We start from the raw sequence: 19,185 nt of genomic DNA on the forward strand, positions 1-19,185 counted from the left end.
TCCTGTAATAGAAACATTTATATTACTTCCATACTTACTATTATATTCCTTCACTTTTATCACTAGAAAAAAATCTCCCAGCTTAAAGCTGGGAGACAATTATCAAGTATCTAAATTCCTTACATCATGAGCATGATCTTCGATAAATTTACGCCTAGGCTCTACTTTATCCCCCATCAGGACACAAAACATTTCATCTGCGGCCATGGCATCACCAAGTTCTACTTGTAAAAGGGTTCTACCTTCTGGATTCATTGTAGTTTCCCATAATTGCTCTGGGTTCATTTCACCAAGACCTTTATATCGCTGGACATTAATATTATCTCGTCCAATACGAGTTAATAATTTGTCCATTTCATCATCACTGTATAAATACCAGCTTTCCCTACCTTTTTTAATTAAGTACAAAGGCGGTTGCGCTATGTAAATACGACCTGCTTCAATTAAAGGCTTCATGTAACGATAGAAGAAGGTTAACAATAACGTACGAATATGAGCACCATCTACGTCCGCATCTGTCATGATAATAATTTTACCATAACGACTTTTTTCTAAATCAAAATCTTCTGCAATACCGTTACCAAAAGCAGTAATCATAATACGAATTTCTTCGCTATTTAGAATTTTATCTAAACGGGCTTTCTCTACATTCAATATTTTACCCCGTAGTGGCAATATAGCTTGAAAGCGACGATCCCGTCCTTGTTTGGCCGAGCCGCCTGCTGAATCACCTTCTACTAGATAAATTTCAGTCTGCATTGGATCTTTTAATGAGCAATCTGCCAATTTACCAGGTAAAGAACTGATTTCTAAAGCATTTTTTCTTCTTGTAAGTTCTCTAGCCTTGCGAGCCGCGTCTCTAGCTCTTGCAGACATTACGGATTTTTCAATTATCTTTTTCGTAATCGCTGGATTTTCTTCAAAAAATTCACTTAATCGATCAGAAACAATACTATCAACAACACCTCGTACTTCACTATTACCCAACTTAGTTTTTGTCTGACCTTCAAATTGTGGCTCTTCAATTTTTAAGCTAATAACCGCAGTTAAACCTTCTCGTACATCTTCACCACTTAAATTTTCGTCATTTTCTTTTAAAATATTCAGTTTACGAGCGTAATCATTAACAGTTCTTGTTAACGCTATTTTAAAACCACTAAGATGAGTTCCCCCTTCTTGGGTATTAATATTATTAACAAAACTGAAAATATTCTCTACATAACTTTCGTTATATTGCAGAGCAATTTCCACAATACTAGTTTCTCTAATTCCAGTTACAAAAATAGGAATTGGATGCAATACCGTCTTATTTTTGTTTAAATGTTCAACAAATGAAGAAATACCTCCTTCATAGAAAAATGTTTCATGAGTTTCAGTACGTTCATCTGTCAAATTTATAGTAATCCCTTTATTTAGAAAGGCAAGTTCTCTTAAGCGTTGTTTTAAAGTATCATAACTATATACTAGTTCTTCAAATATTTCACCGTCAGGTTTAAAAGTTACTTTAGTGCCTGTCTCTTCTGTTTCGCCGACTATAGATAAAGGCCTTGCTGTATAACCGCGTTCAAAGCGAATCTGATGTATTTTTCCATCTACTTTTACTTCTACTTCTAAATAAGTACTAAGAGCATTTACTACAGATATACCTACACCATGAAGACCGCCAGAAACTTTATAACCGCCGCCGCCAAATTTACCACCGGCATGTAATACAGTTAAAACTACTTCTACAGCAGGTTTTCCTGTTTCATGCATACCAACTGGAATACCACGGCCATTATCCGCTACAATAATACTATTATCATGGCAAATAGTAACATCTACTTTATCACAATACCCAGCTAAAGCTTCATCAATACTATTATCAACAACCTCATATACTAAATGATGTAAACCTCTAGCTGATGTACTACCTATATACATTCCTGGACGTTTACGAACAGCCTCTAACCCTTCTAATACTTGTATTTGCTCCGCCCCATAATTACCATTACCTATAACTTCATCCTCAATGCTCATTGTTAACCTCCAACTTAAAATCAACGATAAGAGATTGCAATTTTACAATCTCAGCGTATATATCTTTAAATATTTTCATATATTTGAAAATGACCAGCTCTCTTTTTTAATGTTAATGATGAAATAGCTGATAAATACACCTTATTGGTGGTAATAATAAAACTCTTTGGATCATTTTCTGAAATATCAAAAATTCTTTTTTCATCCCGCATCTTCTTGAGAAACTCACTATTAATGCCTGATTGTGCTGACTTTAAATCAGTAATGGAAATAACATCACGCAAAGGAACAACCATATCAGCTCCTAGATGTAAAAACATTACTTATTCCTCCTGAATTTTTCCAAAGTTTTATTAATAATTGCATCATTAACCGCCTCAATTTTTGCTCCTGTAGTTAGCATAATAAAACTCATAATTTTAAATTTATCGTTATCGCCTTCTTGCAGATCCCTACTGATGGAAGCTGTTAGCGTATATTTAGCTTGTCGAAATTCGTCTTCTGTACAGGTAATATGATTATTTAATTCAGCATAACGTATCCAAGGAATTTCTTTTAATGTATTAATAATAGTATAGAGTAATGTGTGTTTTTTAGCCAGTGTGCAAGCAGTACACTGCATTTCACCTGGAGGACATAAAACAGTACAACTGGCACACTGGTGCCAGTTATGCTGTTTTTTTATTTTATTTAAGGCAAAATTTTTGCGCATCATCCGCAATATTTTTTGCTTTAAATATTTATCACTAATATAAGCAGCAGTATCTTGCATAATTTGTATATCAGATTCATCTAATTTAATTTTACTTAATTTATATTTTGTAGGTGTTACGACATTTTCATCCGTATTTCCTTCATTCTGTAAATTACTAAAATATCCTGCTTGAAAACGAATATCAAAAATAAGTTTCTCACCAACGTAGCTATTAATTTTATCGATAATGCTTTCTTTCATCATCGATAAATGATGAGACCAAACAGAACTATTAACTCCTACCATTAACGTTCCTTGCTGTACTACACGTGGATAAGTATTTGCGGCAATATCATCACCAACTATTTCTTTCCAGTGATAAATAATGGACTGGGCATTGTATTTCCGTTGAAGTCCCATATTTTTTATCGTATGAGAAAGGATATCATCCACTTTTTGCATAGTATTCACTCCACTATTGTGCCATTTGCAACATGGTAGTATTTACCAAATTCCCAATTAGGAAAATACTTTTCTTCTGTAGCGGTAATGATTGTTTGTACACGATCTTTAATAAAAGCTAATAAATGCTCACGACGAGAGGCATCTAACTCACTCATAACATCGTCTAATAACAAAATAGGATATTCCCCTGTTTCAGACTTAATAAATTCTAATTCTGCCAGTTTTAATGAAAGTACCCCTGTACGCTGCTGACCTTGTGATCCAAAAGTTCTTAAATTAATACCATTTACTGTAAGAATTAAATCGTCTTTATGGGGGCCTATACTCGTACTACCACGCCAAATATCATTTTGCCTAAATTGTAATAGTTTGTTTTTATATTCAATTTTAAGCTTTTCCATTTCGGTTTCTTGTATCTCATGTTTTTGGTAAACAAGCGTTAAATTCTCTTTACTTGCCGTTATTTTACGATGCATTAAATTAGCTAACATTGCTAATTTTTTCACAGCGTCTTGCCTTTTAGTTACAATTTTACTTGCCGTTACTGCCAATTGATCATCCCATGCATCTAGCATATCTGGTTTTTCTTTGTTTTCTCTAATCTTTTTCAGCAAATTATTCCTTTGAGTAACAATACGATTGTACTTTAATAATTGCTGATAATAAGTAGGGTTTGCTTGTGATATTTCTATATCTAAAAAGCGCCTGCGCATAGCAGGCATACCTTTTATAAGCATTAAATCTTCGGGTGAAAATAATACTACATTTAGTAAGCCAATCAATTCCCGTGGTTTAATTCCATAATGATTTGAGATTATTTCTTTTTTTTGATGATTACTTAATTTAATAACCAAGCTATTTTCAATATTCATCCGGGAAAATAAAATAGTGATACTTCCATTTTCTTGCTGCCAGCGAATTAGTTCTGCATCTACATTTGTGCGATGAGAACGTCCCATAGCTCCATAATAAATTGATTCTAGAATATTGGTTTTACCCTGAGCATTTTGACCAATAAAGATATTAATTCCTTGGGTAAAATCTAACGAAAGATCAACATAATTTCGATAATTTCGTAATACTATTTTATTTACTTTCATGGTAACACCTTTTATTCAGCCGTTACTTTCCATATTCCGATTTCTTTGATTTCTACAATATCACCAGGCTGCAATTTCTTACGACGTTCGCTAATTTGTACGTCATTAACAAAAACTAATCCATCTTCAATAAATAATTTAACTTGTCCACCACTTTCAACAATACCAGCCCATTTTAGAAATTGATCTAATTGAATCGTAGTTGTTGTTATCCCTATTTCATCCATTAATTCGTCCTCACAGGTGTAATAATATAATTATAGGTTTCATCATCAATCGGCTTAACACTAGCCGGGCTAAGAGGCGTATTTAGTGAAAAAATTAGTTTTTCACTATTAATATTTTTCAAAATATCGGTAACATATTTGGCATTAAATGCAATTTCTACTTCATTACCTTGCATAATTGTTGAAACTGTCTCACATGCCTTACCAATATCGGGATTATTAGATGTAATAATAACACAATCATTTTTAAAAGCCAATTTAATAATATTATAATCTCCATCTCTAGCTAATAAGGAGACACGTTCTACTGCATCCATAAAGGAATGAGTGTCAATGGTGATGCTTGTAGCAAAATTAGCAGGAATGACCTTATTATAATCGGGAAATTGTCCCTCAATTAACCGAGAAATAATATATACATTATCAAAGCCAAAAGAAACTTGGTTTTTCTGATAATAAATAGTTACATCCATAGGAATATCTGAAATCATAATACGTGCTAATTCATTTAAAATTTTAGCAGGAATAATCATTTTAACATTATCTGTATTATGACCAATATGGTCTTTTTTTATTGCCAATCGATGAGTATTTGTCGCAACCATATTAATTTCATGTTGATTTATTTCTAATAAGGCACCTGTAAAGATAGGACGAGACTCGTCATTTGCACAGGCAAACACTGTTTTTTTGATAAGTTCTCTTAAAATATTATCTTTGACAGTTATAATCGTGTCACTTGTTGGTTTTTTTAATACAGGAAATTCTTCTGCTGGTAAGCTTAATAAATTAAATTGTGCTTGATTGGAAGTAATTTGTATTGTTCTATCTTCAAGATTAGAAGCAATTTCAATTGTATCACCAGGTAGTTTTCTAACTAACTCTTGAAAATAACGTCCTGAAATAACAATGTTTCCTGGTTCTTCAACAATCGCATCAATTGTACAACTTATGCCAATTTCGTAATTGGTTGCTTGTAATTCGATTTTATTGTCAAAAGCTGTTAAATAGATTCCTGTTAGTATTGGCATAGGCGTTTTTGTGGCAATTGCTTTTTGTACCGTTTGAACAGCGTGATTAAGCTGATCTTTTGTGCAGGATATTTTCATTATTTGGCCTCCGTTCGGTATATTAATACTAAATAATATATATATTAATAAAATAGTCGTAATAGTAGTAGGGGCTGTAGATATGTTAGTAACTCTAAAATTGCCTTATTAACAGTACTCAAATGGATGTTAATAAGGTGTCAGTAAGTACTATAGGGGTTATCCACAAATCCACAGGTTTTTACTGTTAGTATTTTATCAACAATTAATCTACAGGCTCGTCCTAAGGTTACTAACAGAGTTATACACTTATTTGTCAAAGGACAGTGCATCGTGTTAGTAAAATAGCGGATTTTGCAATACAAAAGAGGTTATACTTATCAAGTGTTTTCAATGCGTTTAATTAATTCTTTGATGGTATTACTTAATTTAATATCCGCATTTCGTTCACGGCTAATTTTGTCATAGGCATGAATGACTGTTGTATGATCACGACCACCAAACATTTCTCCTAAACGAGGGAGGGAGGTTTCGGTTAATTCTCTCGACAAATACATAGCAATTTGCCTTGGATAGGCTACATTACGAGTACGCTTTTTAGCTAATAACTCATCAATTTTAAGCTTGAAGTAAGAAGCAATTGTCTCTTGTATCAGTTCAACCGTAATTTGTTTTGGTTTACCATGAGGGAAGATATCTTTTAATGCTTCTGTTGCTAAATCAATATCAATGTTTTGGTTAGTTAAAGAAGCATAAGCCATTACTCTGATAAGAGCGCCTTCTAGCTCCCGTATATTATTATCAATACGGCTAGCGATATATACCATGACATCATTGGATACATTTAAATGTTCCATAAGCGCTTTTTTACGTAAAATAGCAATCCGTGTTTCCAAGTCAGGAGGCTGAATATCTGTAATCAGGCCCATTTCAAAGCGAGAACGTAATCTGTCTTCTAATGTTTGAATTTCACGAGGGGGCCTATCACTAGACATGATAATTTGTTTATTAGCCTCATGAAGTGTGTTAAATGTATGGAAAAATTCTTCTTGCGTATGTTCTTTTTTTGCTAAGAATTGAATATCGTCAACTAAGAGCACATCAATATTACGATATTTTTGACGAAAACTTTCTGGGTTCCCATCTCGAATTGAATTAATTAGTTCATTTGTGAATTTTTCACTAGAAATATATAGTAATTTAAGATGAGGATGATTTTTCAGAATACGGTGGCCAATCGCGTGCATAAGATGTGTTTTACCAAGACCAACACCACCATAAACGAAAAAAGGGTTATAAGCATTAGCTGGCGCTTCGGCAACAGCTAATGATGCTGCATGAGCTAAACGATTTGAATTGCCGATAACAAAGGTTTCAAAAATGTATTTAGGATTTAAAACGGCCATAGATTCTTCTGCAGGATTCAAGGTTAAAGAAAAATTTTGATCTGATTCTGAGGAGGGTTTGTAGATATGAGGCTGTTTAGAGGTAGATAGGGTGGTTTGTAGCTGGTCAGCTTTATTCTCAAGGCCTAACTCTACAACTTCTGAGGGAGAGACGATTGGTTGTACTGGTGGGACGGTTTCTTTAGCGGTAGGATTCACAGTTACTTCATCATCGATATCCAAATTAACAAAAATAACAGTTAAAGGTTTATTCGTAATGTATTGGACCGTTGATGAAATAATTGGAAGATACCTAGATTCGAGCCACTCTTTAATAATTTGTTTAGGCGTTCCAATTTCTAAAGTAGTATCCGTAAGTTTTAAGGGGATCGTTGGTTTTAACCAAGTATCAATCATTAGATTTGATAATTCTTGCTCTAATTTTTTTAATACCTGCTCCCATACGATTGTGGCTTGTAGGGTGTCGTCCATACATTCAATCCTTTCTGTTTATACAAATAATATAAATAAAACAAAATGTATCCTATTTAGAAGTAGACATGTAATATAGCAAAAGCATTCCTGCACTAATAAGGATGTAATGAGGGTTTGTATCCTTAATTAAGGATATATCAACAAATTTTACTAACACGAGGATAAGTTATCCACACACTTATCAACACATGTGTATAACTTATTTTAAAAAAGAATGGTTTAGACGAAAAAAAAATACAACAGCAAAATAAAAAGTATTTCGCAGTCTTGTATTTATCAAGTATAATAGAGTTATTAAGTGGTGTGGATAAAAGTGTGCATAAAGCCATGTTTTTGTGAATAACTTTAACTTTATGTAGATAAATAATCAATTTAAAAGTATATGTGGATATCTTGTTAAGCTTTATATTATCAAAAAGTATATAAGTTATCAACAGGTTTTTACGAAATAGGACATTCTATCTACAAATTTATCCACAATAGTCCTAAACTATAAATGCGTATATTTCTTGACACTGAGGCATTGCCTAGTCTATAATCTTTAGTGTTAAAATATAGGCATTTTAACATGATAGCTTGGGCTTTTTGTAAGGAGGTGTAAATAGATGAAACGTACTTATCAACCAAACAATTTATGGAGAAAAAGAACACATGGCTTTCGTGAGCGTATGAAAACCAGAGGTGGTCAGCTAGTTCTAAAGAGAAGACGTGCTAGAGGCAGAAAGATAATCTCTGCATAGTAGGTCGCTGAGTAGAAAGCCGATTTTCCATATGGCGGGATGATAAACTGTGATATATAAGTTATCGAAACAAGGTATGTTACACAAAAATAAAAACTTCCAGGCTGTATATAAAGCTGGCAAATCATATGCGAATAAAATGGTGGTTCTTTATGTTCTACCTAATCGCAGCGATGTGCGCCACGTCGGATTTGCTGCAGGTAAAAGATTGGGGGGAGCGGTAGTGCGCAATCGCGTAAAACGCCTTTTGCGGGACTCCTATCGTTTAAACCAATTTCGCTTAATTAATGGCATTGACTTACTATTAGTTGGCAGACAAGCTGCAGTAAAATCTGACCGGATGGCCGTGGCTAAAGCTTTTATTCATTTGTGTGAGAAGGCAAAAATATTGGCTAAGTAGGTAGTTAGGATGAAAAAAATGGCTATACTGTTTATTAAAGGTTATCGTTTATTTATTTCACCGTTAAAACCACCTACTTGCCGATTTGTGCCGACTTGTTCAGAATATGCATTACAGGCAATTGAGAAACATGGGATTGTTCGTGGAGGATTGATGGCAGTTCGCCGAATTTTGCGTTGTCATCCATTCCATCCTGGTGGTTACGATCCTGTTTAATATATATAATATAGGGTAAGATTATAATTGGCTTATGCCAAATTAGTATTGAGGACGTGAGATATTGGCTTTATTCGATTCAGCAATCGGACTGTTACAAGATATATTAACCTTTTTTTACAATATGACGGCAAGCTTGGGTATACCAAACTATGGTGTAGCGATAATTTTATTAACATTGGCAATAAAATTAATATTATATCCTTTAACAGTAAAACAAGTTAAGGGTATGAAAGCTATGCAAGATTTACAGCCTAAAATGAAAGAAATGCAAGAAAAATATAAAGGTAATCCCGAAAAGTTAAATAAAGAAATGGCACTTTTATATAAAGAATCAGGAGTTAATCCCTTATCAGGATGTTTACCTCTTCTCGTTCAAATGCCAATTCTCATGGGAATTTTTTATGCGATTCGTGATTATCATTATGCACAATTGCCTAGTTTCTTTTGGATAGCTGATTTGTCCCTACCTGATCCGTTATATATTTTACCGGTTTTATCAGCAGCCACTACGTATATTCAACAAAAACAAACAAGTTCTGATGCAAATCAGCAAGCGAAAATGATGATGAATTTTATGCCATTATTTATCGGCTATATTAGTATTACTTTTCCTGGTGGGCTAGTATTATATTGGGTAATGAGTAATCTTTTCCAAATTATTCAACAGTGGTGGATGTACCGTGGCGAGGCTCAAAAATAAGGAGGCTAATTAACACGATGACTTCTGTGGAAACTACTGGTAAAACCATCGAAGAGGCGGTACGTCTAGCTTTAAGTGAGCTTGGAGTGGGAGAAGACCGCATTGAGTATGAAGTGTTAGAAGCACCAAGTAAAGGCTTTTTAGGTATTATTGGCTGCAAACCTGCGAAAATCCGAGCGTCAGTTAAGCCAATTGATCCTGCAAAAGTTGCATATGATTTCTTGGAGAATGTTTTTGTATTAATGAAACTAGAAGTACAAATTGAAAGAGTAGAGCAAGGGGATTTTATTAGTTTTAATATTCGTGGTAATAATTTAGGGATATTAATAGGGAAACATGGTCAAACTTTGGATGCACTGCAATATTTGACGAATTTAGCGGCTAATCGGGATGCAGATAGCAAGGTGCGGATTGTTCTTGATGTCGAAGATTATCGTCAGCGGCGTACGGATACCTTAAATCGTTTGGCTGCTCGCTTAGCAGATACGGTAAAACGACGAGGGGAAAAAGTAGTGCTAGAACCGATGAGTCCGAATGAACGCAAAATTATTCATATGGCCTTACAAAATGATCATCGAATTATCACCTATAGCGAAGGGGAAGAACCTTATCGCAAAATTGTTATTGCATTAAAAAGATAGATATTATACATATTAAAACCCAGTAATAATTATTTTATTACTGGGTTTTGCTACTAATTAGTAAGGAGGGAGTTTGGTGTTCATAGAGGAAACGATTAGCGGAATTGCTACAGCTCCAGGGGAAGGAGGGATTGGCATTATCCGCATGAGTGGATCATTAGCGATTCAGATAGCCAATCAAATTTTTTCTGGTGTAAAAGGAAAAAAAGCAGTTGATGTTGCATCTAGACAAGTAGCATATGGAAATATTATAGAACCAGATACGATGAAGATTGTGGATGAAGTATTACTCATTATTATGCATGGACCTAAGTCATATACTCGTGAAGATGTAGTAGAAATTCACTGTCATGGAGGACCGATCCCCATGAAGAAGATTCTAGAACTTTCTCTACAATACGGTGCTAGAATGGCTGAACCTGGTGAATTTACCAAAAGAGCATTTCTTAACGGTAGACTAGACTTGTCCCAAGCAGAAGCTGTAATTGATATTATTAGAGCAAAAACCGATGCTTCTCTACGTATGGCCCTTGGACATTTGAAAGGAAACTTGTCGGAAAAGATCAGGGAAATGAGACATGGCATTTTAACTATGATTGCTCATTTAGAAGCGGCTATCGATTTTCCTGAAGAAGATATAGAAGTAATGACCGCCCAAGAAGTAAAAGTATCTGTTGAAACTTTATTAAAAGAAATGCAGGAATTGTTAGCAACGAAAGAAACAGGTCGAATCTTAAGGGAAGGACTCGAAACTGTAATTATTGGTAAACCTAATGTAGGTAAATCGAGTTTGCTAAATGCATTATTAAAAGAAAAAAGAGCAATTGTTACAGATATTCCTGGAACAACGAGAGATAGTATTGAGGAATTTGTTAATATTCGTGGTGTACCATTAAAGATTGTGGATACTGCAGGAATTCGTGAAACGGCAGATTTGGTTGAGCGGTTGGGTGTGGAAAAGGCACGAGAGTTTGTTGCCACAGCAGATCTGATTTTATTACTGTTAGATGCTTCGATGGAGTTGTCCACAGAGGATAGAGAAGTACTTACTATGCTGGCGAATAAAGAAGCAATTGTGATTGTGAATAAAAGTGACTTGCCAGTAAAACTCGAGATGGATGAAGTTTATACTTATGTTTCTAATAAAAAGGTAATAAAAGTATCCGTAACAGAAGGTACTGGTTTAGAAGAGTTAGAAAAGAGTATTGTGGATTTAGTGTATAGTGGAAAGGTTGAGCAAAAAGAGGGAGCATTTGTTACGAATTTACGTCAGTCGACTCTTTTGGAACAGGCTAAAGAACACTTGGAGGCAAGCTTATTAACGATTGACCAAGATATGCCTTCTGATTGTATTGTAGTAGATTTAAGGGATGCATGGGACAAGTTAGGTGAAATTACAGGAGATACAGTGGGCGAGGATATTATTCATGAGATTTTCACTCAGTTTTGTATTGGTAAATAGAGGAGTGACATATTTTGTTTATTGCTGAAGATTATGATGTAATTATTATTGGTTCCGGTCATTCTGGTTGTGAAGCAGCGTTAGCAGCCGCTCGTATGGGCTGCAAAACTTTGCTTACAACTCTCAATTTAGATAATATTGCCTTTATGCCATGTAATCCTTCTGTAGGTGGACCAGCAAAAGGACATTTAGTTAGAGAATTAGATGCTTTGGGTGGGCAAATGGGTATTAATACTGATAAGACCAGCTTGCAGATGCGGATGCTCAATACTGGTAAAGGTCCAGCTGTACATGCTTTAAGGGCGCAAGCTGATAAAGGCCTATATCATACTACAATGAAGGAAACTATTGAAAATCAACAGAATTTGGATGTAAAGCAAGTACTAGTTGAGAAGATTTTATCTAAGGATAATCTGGTGTATGGTATAGAAGTCGAGACTGGTGAAGTGTATCATGCAAAGTGTATTGTATTAGCCACTGGTACATATCTCGGAGGAAAGATCATTATTGGTGAGTTGGCTTACAAAGGTGGTCCTAACGGACAACGTGCTGCCGAAAATTTAACGAATTCATTGCGTGAAATGAATATTCGTTTAATGCGTTTTAAAACAGGTACGCCTGCTAGAGTGGACCGAAGATCTTTAGATTTTTCTAAAATGATAATTCAGCCTGGTGATGAACAGGTTCATAACTTTTCCTTTTTAAGTGATATCACAACTAGGGAGCAATTACCTTGCTGGCTAACGTATACAAATGAAAAAACTCATGAGATTATTCGTAATAATTTACATAGAGCTCCGATGTATACTGGTATCGTTGAAGGGGTGGGGCCTAGGTATTGTCCATCTATCGAATCGAAAATTGTCCGATTTGCAGATAAAGATGCTCATCAGTTGTTTATTGAACCGGAAGGATATCAGACTAATGAAATGTATGTACAAGGGATGTCTACCAGCTTACCAATCGATGTGCAATATGAATTTTTAAGAACAATTGCAGGTATGGAAAATGTTAAGATTATGCGTCCAGGTTATGCAATTGATTATGATTGTATTGATTCTACCCAGCTAAAACCCTCTTTGGAGTTTAAACATATTCATGGCTTATTTTCTGCAGGACAGATTAATGGGACTTCTGGTTACGAAGAAGCAGCTGCTCAAGGGCTAATTGCTGGTATTAATGCAGCTTTATTAGTGATGGGGCGTGAACCGCTTATTTTATCTCGCTCTGATGGCTATATTGGTGTACTAATTGATGATTTAGTAACTAAGGGCACAAGTGAACCTTATCGTATTATGACTTCTAGGGCTGAATTTCGTCTGATTCTGCGCCAAGATAATGCTGATCTGCGTTTAACAGAAAAGGGGCGGAAAATTGGCTTAGTCAGTGACGAACGATATGCGAGATTTGTTAGTAAAAGAGATGCTATTGAGGAAACTCTTGCGTTATTGCGTAGTACAATGATTACTCCTATACCGGAAGTGCAGCTTAAAATGTCAGCCATGGGTACTGCTGAACTTAGAACAGGTATCATGCTTTATGATTTATTGCGTAGAACGGAGATTAGTTATGATATGATTCGTGAGCATTTTGATGTGCCTGCTTTGGAGCTCTCGGTTAAGCAGCAAGTAGAGATTGCTGCCAAATATGAAGGATATATTAGTAAACAACTTGAACAGGTAGAGCGGGCCAGCAAATTAGAAGAAAAATTGCTACCAGAAGATGTTAATTATATGGAACTACACGGTTTAGCTGTGGAGGCTAGAGAAAAGCTAAATGAGATTCGCCCCTTATCCATTGGACAAGCAGCACGTATTTCAGGAGTTTCACCTGCTGATATTTCTATTTTAATGATTTATTTAGAGCAACGTCGCAGGAGGGAAGTAGTAAATTGATATTTAATGATGTATTAGCACAAGTTGCTGAAGAATACTCTTTAACCTTGACAGAGGAACAATTAGAAAAATTTTCCATATATTTCGAGACATTAATTGAGTGGAATGAAAAAATAAATTTAACTGCGATTACGGATCCTACCGAAGTAGCTGTTAAGCATATGATTGATTCTTTGTCATGTTATGATGAAGCTATTTTTAAAAAAGGCGCAAAAATAATTGATGTAGGAACAGGAGCAGGTTTCCCTGGATTGCCGTTAAAAGTTTTTCGTCCTGATTTGAAACTGACATTATTTGATTCGTTAAACAAAAGAATTTTATTTTTAAAAGCGGCTGCTGAAAAAATGGGTATATCTGACATAGAGTATATTCATAGTCGCGCAGAGGATGGGGGAAAAAATAAACTATATAGAGAACAATATGATATTGCCGTTTCTCGAGCAGTTGCAAGATTGAATGTTCTCTGTGAATTGTGTCTTCCATTTGTCGCCGTAGGAGGTTTTTTTATTGCCCTTAAAGGGTCTAGGTACAATGAGGAAATAAAAGAGTCTACAGAGGCTCTGAGGCTGCTAGGCGGCGAAATCCTGAAAATAGAAAATATAAAGCTACCAAGAATCGATGATGTGCGAGCAGTTGTGTATATTAAAAAAGTAAGGAAGACTTCACCTAGTTATCCAAGGCGTCCAGGCGTAGCTGAAAAAAATCCATTATAAACCATTCATGGTAAAGAGGAACTTGTAGGGAAATGCCGAATATTACCTATTGACAAACCTATTATTGGTAAGGCGGTGTATAGATGAAAAACTTGGCCAGATTATTAGGCCTGACTTCAGATAATGCAGAAATAGCTAGCCAGGCTAAAGAGCAAACAGATGTTACAGATAATATAGATAATAGGGAAGCTTGCATTATAGATGATACGAGTTCTGTAGAAGGTAATGTAAAGCATGTGCAGATTACGGACATTGTTCCGAATCCGTTTCAACCTCGAAAAATATTTACGGAAGAATCCCTTCAGGAGCTAGCATCCTCCATTGGAGAGTATGGTGTTATTCAACCACTCATCGTAAGGGCCATTGCTGATGGCTTTGAATTAGTGGCAGGAGAACGTCGGCTAAGAGCTTCAAAATTGGCTGGATTGCAGCAAGTTCCAGTCATTGTGAAGGAGTTTACGGATAAAGAAGTGGCTGAATTAGCCATGATTGAAAATTTACAACGTGAAGATTTACACTTTTTAGAAGAGGCCGAAGGCTTTCAACAATTAATTACGAGTTTTGGTTTTACCCAGGAAGAGTTAGCGAAACGTATGGGAAAAAATCAATCTACGATTGCCAATAAATTACGTTTATTAAAACTGATACCAGAAGTTCGGGCTGTAGTAGCTAACGAAAAATTAACAGAACGTCATGCCCGTTCTTTGCTTAAAATAGATGATTCTAGATTGCAATTAGAAGTGTTGGAGCTTATTAGTGAAAAGAATTTAAATGTTCGTGAAACAGAAGAACTTATTGAAGAATTTTTGGAAGATATTGCGAAACAAGTAGAAGCTAAGAACGCACCTAAGCGTAATGTTGTAAAAATCATTCGAGATGTGCGGATTTTTATTAATACAATTAATAACGTTGTAGGTGAAATGAAAAAAACAGGTCTCAAGATTAAAGTCAAGCAAGAGCAAGATGAAGAATTTATTCATATTAACTTACGAATCCCTAAGCGGAAATAGAAAAAAGGCTAACAATTTTTGTTAGCCTTTTTTTTACGGAATCAGAAAGTATAACACTTTCTTGATTCCAAGTAAGAGCGACTAAGGCTTCTGCCTGCGTCTGAGGACTTGGCACAAGCCAAGTCTTTTCTTAATAGGTAATTATTCGCGTTATCTTTGTGTCAGGGGAGATTGAATTCGGGTTATTCGTTTCTAGCCATTTTATCGGAATGTCTGCATTTTTAGTATCCAGTTCAAATAACATTCTCATGCTTTTTACTAGGAGAAATAAAGAATTATTAATGATTCTAACTTCCGTATTTGAATATTGCTTTTGAATGTCGCCAACAGTAGAATTTATTGTAATATTTTTGTCAGTTACAAAACGAGGATCATAAGTGCTAATTGTAGAAACTAATTTGATTTTACCATTAGTAAGGTCTAGTTTTAGAGAGGGAATAGAGCTGTTAGGTAAATTTATAATAGCAGTAGTTTTCTTTTCACCATCGAAATACTCTTCTCGCAGGGCATAGTTAGGATAAATTTTTTGTAAATCATCTAATGACATACCAATATGTATAAGGCCAACCTTGTTAACGGTGAGCCGAATTTCCTCGGGAGTTGTTGATACGGATGCGGTGGCAGGTAATTTTTCTGTAGTTTTGGCTACTGGCGATAGTGTTGGCTTTTCTTCGACTTTAGGTATGGGCTGGATGCCTGGGTCAGCCCCAGCATTTTTAAGGATTTCAGCGATTTTTGCCTGCTTTTTTGAATAGGCTTCCATAAGTGAAGTACGGCCTTGCTTATCTTGTAAATTAGGGTTTGCCCCAGCTTCTAGTAGCATAGTAACAATATCTTCAGCGCCCATTGCAGAGGCGTAATGTAAGGAAGTTCTGCCTTGTTTATCTTGAATATTAACAGCAGCCTGCCTTTCTAATAATAAGTGGACTAAATCTGTTTTTTTGTAAAAGGAGGCTGATAATAAGGCTGTCCATCCATCTGTATTCCGGGTTGCATTGATATTCATACCGGCATCCAGAAAGGCCGTAACTATTTCTTTATCACCACGTCCTGCATAAGAGACCAGATTTTTGTCTTCAAAAGTAATGCCAAGCTGTACAATTTTATCAAGGGGAGTATTTGCTGTTACAGCTTCATGAGAAGCTCTGTATCCCAGAAAACCACTAGTAATAATTACGAAACAAAAAAGTATTAAAATTGCAGCGATTTTAATTTGATAAATGTACTTTTGTAGTAATTCAAGATTAGAAAAACTTTGGTCTGATTGTACTGTAGATTCCGAATTTGTAAGCAAGGGGCCCTCTTTAATGAGGACTGTTTCAGGGGAATTTATACTATCTGCCTGTAGATCAACTTCAGAAATGTGCAATTCTTTCTCTGCACTTGCTAATAATTCTTCTATATCTATTTGGTCAATCGCTTCTTCATCTGCCATAAACTACCACCTATTATTTAATCAATCCATACTTCCTTTAAATCGACATATTATCATAAAAAATTCCATACTGATGGAGAGAATTCCTGCATTAAAAAAAATAAAAGCATCTTACTTTCATAATTTAAATGAAAGTAAGATGCTTTATATTTTTAGTAAATTGCCAGTAGTTTCTTGGCAATTGTGACAGCTTCGACACCATTTTCCGCATAGGCATCAGCTTCTGCTTGCATTGCATAATCTTGGGTTAGTACAGCACCGCCTACAATCGTCTTGGCACTGGCATTTCCAGCTTTTAGCGCAGCAATTGTAAGGTCAATTTGAGGCATTGTGGTTGTCATTAGGGCACAGAGGCCTACGATATCAGCCTTATGTTTTAAAGCACCTTCTACAACTGCTTCCGGTGTAACATCTTTACCCAAATCAATTACGGTAAAGCCATTGTTTTCTAGAAGGGCAGCAACAATATTTTTTCCAAGATCATGAATGTCACCTTTTACGGTAGCCAAAACAATAGTGCCAAGACTCTTCGATTCATGAGCAGGTAAAACTTTTTTTATCGTAAGAAAAGCAGCACGCATAGTTTCTGCGGCAAGTAATACCTGTGGTAAGAAACAGCGCCCACTGCCAAAATCAGTACCAATTTCATTCATGGCAGCTGTTAAGGCTTGTTCGCTAATTGTAATAGAACTGATTCCTTCATCCAGTGCTTGCTGTACTAAAGGAACAACAGCCTCTTTTTCTCCCGAGGTTATAGCTTGACGAATTTGATCAATGATATTTTTTGGTATATTTCTAATTTCTTCTTCCTCTGTCTGCTTATTGGGTGCATACTGCATACTGTAAGATCTTCCATTGGCGTCATGACCGAGAAGTAGGGCAGAGGCTGCTAAAGTATGTTGCATAAGCGGGTCATAAGGATTTAGTATAGGAGCATCTAAGCCTGCATCTAGAGCCATGGCGCAGAAGGTTGCATTAATGGCGTCCCTACGAGGAAGCCCAAAAGATATATTACTAAGTCCCATCGTCGTTGGGTATCCTAAATGCTCTCGGTAAAGTTTTAAAGCTGTTAATGCTTCCATGCCGGCATGGGCATCCGCAGCTGCTGTCAGAATTAAGGCATCTAAAACAAAATCACATGGTCTAAGACCTGCTGCAAATGCAGCATGAATAATTTGTTTTGTAACTTGTAGACGCTCATGGGCTGTCTTAGGCACACCCTTAGGGCTAATTGGTAAACATAAGATTGCAGCGCCATATTTCTTGGCTAAAGGTAGGAATATTTCCAAACGCTCAGGTTCTGCGCTGATAGAGTTTATGAGTGCTCTGCCAGGGTAGGCCTTAAGGCCAGCTTCTAAAGCCTTAGAATCGGTGGTATCAATGACTAGGGGAGCATCTACAAGCATGGATAACTCTTGAACTACGTATTCCATAGCTTCCGCTTGGTTAATACCAGGAACCCCCATATTAACATCAAGAATATGCGCTCCAGCTCGAATTTGGGCTAAGGCTTCTTTTTTAACAGAGATAAATTGACCTGAGGCAATATCAGCAGCTAGTTGTTTGCGGCCTGTAGGATTAATACGTTCCCCAATAATAACTGTGGGATGGTTAGCACCAAGATAAATTGTTTTACTACGGCTGGTTAAGGCTGTTGTTTTATTAAGCTGTTGCTTAGTAGACAAGGGTGTTATCGAGAGGTGACTGACTGCTTCGTGAATTGCTTTAATATGATTAGGGGTAGTACCGCAGCAACCTCCAATATACTGAGCACCTGCGGCAACTAATTTTTGCGCCCATTGTCCCATTTCTTCTGGCCCCATAGGGAAAACAGTTTGTTTGTTTATAAGACTTGGCATACCAGCATTCGATTGGATACTAATAGGACAACTGGTGGTTTGGGCCAATTGTTCAACAATCGGCAATAGTTGAGCTGGTCCTAAGGAGCAATTGGCACCAATCACATCTGCACCCATAGCTTCTAAAATGATAGCAGCTGTAACTGGGTCTGTACCTGTTACAGTGCGTCCATCTGCGCCGTAAGACATCTGACAAATCACTGGTTTAGTAGAAGCTGCTTTGGCAGCTAACAGGGCTGCGCGCATTTCTTGGATATCAATGATAGTTTCAATCAAAATCATATCTACGCCAGCTTGATCTAATGCACAAATTTGTTCATAAAAAACGTCATAAGCGGAGTCAAAGGCTAAATCTCCTAGCGGGGAAATTAATTTTCCGGTAGGTCCTACAGAACCTGCTATCTTGGTTGTTGGCCCGCAAGCGGCCCGTGCTGCTTTTACGGCTGCGGTATTTAGTGCTTGTACTTTATCTTGTAAGCCATAATGTGTTAATTTTATCCGGTTTGCACCGAAGGTATTTGTTTCAATAATGTCTGCACCATTATCAATATAACTTTTATGTATGCTAGTAATAACATCAGACTGCTCTATATTCCATAACTCGGGGCAAGATCCAGCTGGTAATCCAGCATTTTGTAACATAGTTCCCATGGCACCATCAAAAATATAAATCATAA

At 36.1% G+C, this 19,185-nt stretch carries 18 protein-coding genes; 9 read left to right on the top strand and 9 right to left on the bottom strand.

From position 1 onward, the window contains the following. Positions 1-102: 102 nt before the first annotated feature. From gyrB to dnaA, 7 genes are all read right to left on the bottom strand, one after another. Positions 103-2,019, bottom strand: coding sequence for a DNA topoisomerase (ATP-hydrolyzing) subunit B (gene gyrB / locus UFO1_RS22250; protein WP_038674310.1), 1,917 nt, complete (start codon positions 2,017-2,019; stop codon positions 103-105). Between the two features lie 65 nt (positions 2,020-2,084). Then, positions 2,085-2,339 carry an extracellular matrix regulator RemB gene (gene remB, locus UFO1_RS22255; protein ID WP_038674311.1) on the bottom strand — a complete coding sequence of 85 codons (255 nt, stop codon included), beginning with the start codon at positions 2,337-2,339 and terminating at the stop codon, positions 2,085-2,087. Continuing rightward, positions 2,339-3,175 carry a DUF721 domain-containing protein gene (locus tag UFO1_RS22260; RefSeq protein WP_038674313.1) on the bottom strand — a complete coding sequence of 279 codons (837 nt, stop codon included), beginning with the start codon at positions 3,173-3,175 and terminating at the stop codon, positions 2,339-2,341. The genes remB and UFO1_RS22260 overlap by 1 nt, the downstream gene beginning before the upstream one ends. A gap of 5 nt (positions 3,176-3,180) precedes the next feature. Then, positions 3,181-4,278: a DNA replication/repair protein RecF gene (gene recF / locus UFO1_RS22265; protein ID WP_038674315.1), complete on the bottom strand. Its 1,098-nt coding sequence runs from the start codon at positions 4,276-4,278 to the stop codon at positions 3,181-3,183. Between the two features lie 11 nt (positions 4,279-4,289). Continuing rightward, a complete protein-coding gene (locus UFO1_RS22270; protein ID WP_038674317.1) occupies positions 4,290-4,505 on the bottom strand; it encodes an RNA-binding S4 domain-containing protein in 216 nt (71 codons plus the stop codon). Further along, positions 4,505-5,614, bottom strand: a complete 1,110-nt coding sequence (gene dnaN, locus UFO1_RS22275) for a DNA polymerase III subunit beta (protein ID WP_038674318.1) — start codon at positions 5,612-5,614, stop codon at positions 4,505-4,507. The genes UFO1_RS22270 and dnaN overlap by 1 nt, the downstream gene beginning before the upstream one ends. 320 nt (positions 5,615-5,934) lie before the next feature. Next, positions 5,935-7,431: a chromosomal replication initiator protein DnaA gene (dnaA, locus tag UFO1_RS22280; RefSeq protein ID WP_038674320.1), complete on the bottom strand. Its 1,497-nt coding sequence runs from the start codon at positions 7,429-7,431 to the stop codon at positions 5,935-5,937. A 608-nt stretch (positions 7,432-8,039) separates the two neighbouring features. Here dnaA and rpmH point away from each other — a divergent pair. From rpmH to noc, 9 genes are all read left to right on the top strand, one after another. Beyond that, positions 8,040-8,174 (top strand): 50S ribosomal protein L34, encoded by a 135-nt coding sequence (gene rpmH / locus UFO1_RS22285; RefSeq protein ID WP_038674322.1) that lies wholly within the window; start codon positions 8,040-8,042, stop codon positions 8,172-8,174. A gap of 49 nt (positions 8,175-8,223) precedes the next feature. Further along, on the top strand, positions 8,224-8,574 hold the full coding sequence (gene rnpA / locus UFO1_RS22290; protein ID WP_038674324.1) for a ribonuclease P protein component: 351 nt from the start codon (positions 8,224-8,226) through the stop codon (positions 8,572-8,574). A gap of 9 nt (positions 8,575-8,583) precedes the next feature. Continuing rightward, entirely contained in the window at positions 8,584-8,790 is a 207-nt protein-coding gene (gene yidD / locus UFO1_RS22295; protein WP_038674326.1) for a membrane protein insertion efficiency factor YidD, read from the top strand. A 64-nt stretch (positions 8,791-8,854) separates the two neighbouring features. Then, positions 8,855-9,493 (top strand): YidC/Oxa1 family membrane protein insertase, encoded by a 639-nt coding sequence (locus UFO1_RS22300; protein ID WP_038674327.1) that lies wholly within the window; start codon positions 8,855-8,857, stop codon positions 9,491-9,493. Between the two features lie 17 nt (positions 9,494-9,510). Beyond that, positions 9,511-10,134 carry an RNA-binding cell elongation regulator Jag/EloR gene (jag, locus tag UFO1_RS22305; protein ID WP_038674328.1) on the top strand — a complete coding sequence of 208 codons (624 nt, stop codon included), beginning with the start codon at positions 9,511-9,513 and terminating at the stop codon, positions 10,132-10,134. 76 nt (positions 10,135-10,210) lie between these two features. Then, positions 10,211-11,596, top strand: coding sequence for a tRNA uridine-5-carboxymethylaminomethyl(34) synthesis GTPase MnmE (mnmE, locus tag UFO1_RS22310; protein WP_038674329.1), 1,386 nt, complete (start codon positions 10,211-10,213; stop codon positions 11,594-11,596). Between the two features lie 14 nt (positions 11,597-11,610). Further along, complete coding sequence (mnmG, locus tag UFO1_RS22315) at positions 11,611-13,491, top strand: tRNA uridine-5-carboxymethylaminomethyl(34) synthesis enzyme MnmG (protein WP_038674331.1); 1,881 nt, start codon at positions 11,611-11,613, stop codon at positions 13,489-13,491. Next, entirely contained in the window at positions 13,488-14,204 is a 717-nt protein-coding gene (rsmG, locus tag UFO1_RS22320; protein WP_038674333.1) for a 16S rRNA (guanine(527)-N(7))-methyltransferase RsmG, read from the top strand. The genes mnmG and rsmG overlap by 4 nt, the downstream gene beginning before the upstream one ends. An 83-nt stretch (positions 14,205-14,287) precedes the next feature. Then, complete coding sequence (noc, locus tag UFO1_RS22325; RefSeq protein WP_084159896.1) at positions 14,288-15,214, top strand: nucleoid occlusion protein; 927 nt, start codon at positions 14,288-14,290, stop codon at positions 15,212-15,214. Between the two features lie 130 nt (positions 15,215-15,344). On the opposite strand, the gene UFO1_RS22330 is transcribed toward noc, so the two are convergent. Further along, entirely contained in the window at positions 15,345-16,649 is a 1,305-nt protein-coding gene (locus UFO1_RS22330; protein WP_038674335.1) for an ankyrin repeat domain-containing protein, read from the bottom strand. 152 nt (positions 16,650-16,801) lie between these two features. Continuing rightward, a complete protein-coding gene (locus UFO1_RS22335) occupies positions 16,802-19,183 on the bottom strand; it encodes a homocysteine S-methyltransferase family protein (RefSeq protein ID WP_038674337.1) in 2,382 nt (793 codons plus the stop codon). Between the last annotated feature and the right edge of the window lie 2 nt (positions 19,184-19,185).

This window comes from Pelosinus sp. UFO1, from assembly GCF_000725345.1.
Taxonomy (GTDB): domain Bacteria; phylum Bacillota; class Negativicutes; order DSM-13327; family DSM-13327; genus Pelosinus.

Bases quoted from the DNA above. Each gene is read 5' to 3' on its own strand.
- gyrB (WP_038674310.1), bottom strand. From the start codon at position 2,019: ATGAGCATTGAGGATGAAGTTATAGGTAATGGTAATTATGGGGCGGAG.
- remB (WP_038674311.1), bottom strand. From the start codon at position 2,339: ATGTTTTTACATCTAGGAGCTGATATGGTTGTTCCTTTGCGTGATGTT.
- UFO1_RS22260 (WP_038674313.1), bottom strand. From the start codon at position 3,175: ATGCAAAAAGTGGATGATATCCTTTCTCATACGATAAAAAATATGGGA.
- recF (WP_038674315.1), bottom strand. From the start codon at position 4,278: ATGAAAGTAAATAAAATAGTATTACGAAATTATCGAAATTATGTTGAT.
- UFO1_RS22270 (WP_038674317.1), bottom strand. From the start codon at position 4,505: ATGGATGAAATAGGGATAACAACAACTACGATTCAATTAGATCAATTT.
- dnaN (WP_038674318.1), bottom strand. From the start codon at position 5,614: ATGAAAATATCCTGCACAAAAGATCAGCTTAATCACGCTGTTCAAACG.
- dnaA (WP_038674320.1), bottom strand. From the start codon at position 7,431: ATGGACGACACCCTACAAGCCACAATCGTATGGGAGCAGGTATTAAAA.
- rpmH (WP_038674322.1), top strand. From the start codon at position 8,040: ATGAAACGTACTTATCAACCAAACAATTTATGGAGAAAAAGAACACAT.
- yidD (WP_038674326.1), top strand. From the start codon at position 8,584: ATGAAAAAAATGGCTATACTGTTTATTAAAGGTTATCGTTTATTTATT.
- jag (WP_038674328.1), top strand. From the start codon at position 9,511: ATGACTTCTGTGGAAACTACTGGTAAAACCATCGAAGAGGCGGTACGT.
- noc (WP_084159896.1), top strand. From the start codon at position 14,288: ATGAAAAACTTGGCCAGATTATTAGGCCTGACTTCAGATAATGCAGAA.
- UFO1_RS22330 (WP_038674335.1), bottom strand. From the start codon at position 16,649: ATGGCAGATGAAGAAGCGATTGACCAAATAGATATAGAAGAATTATTA.
- UFO1_RS22335 (WP_038674337.1), bottom strand. From the start codon at position 19,183: ATGATTTATATTTTTGATGGTGCCATGGGAACTATGTTACAAAATGCT.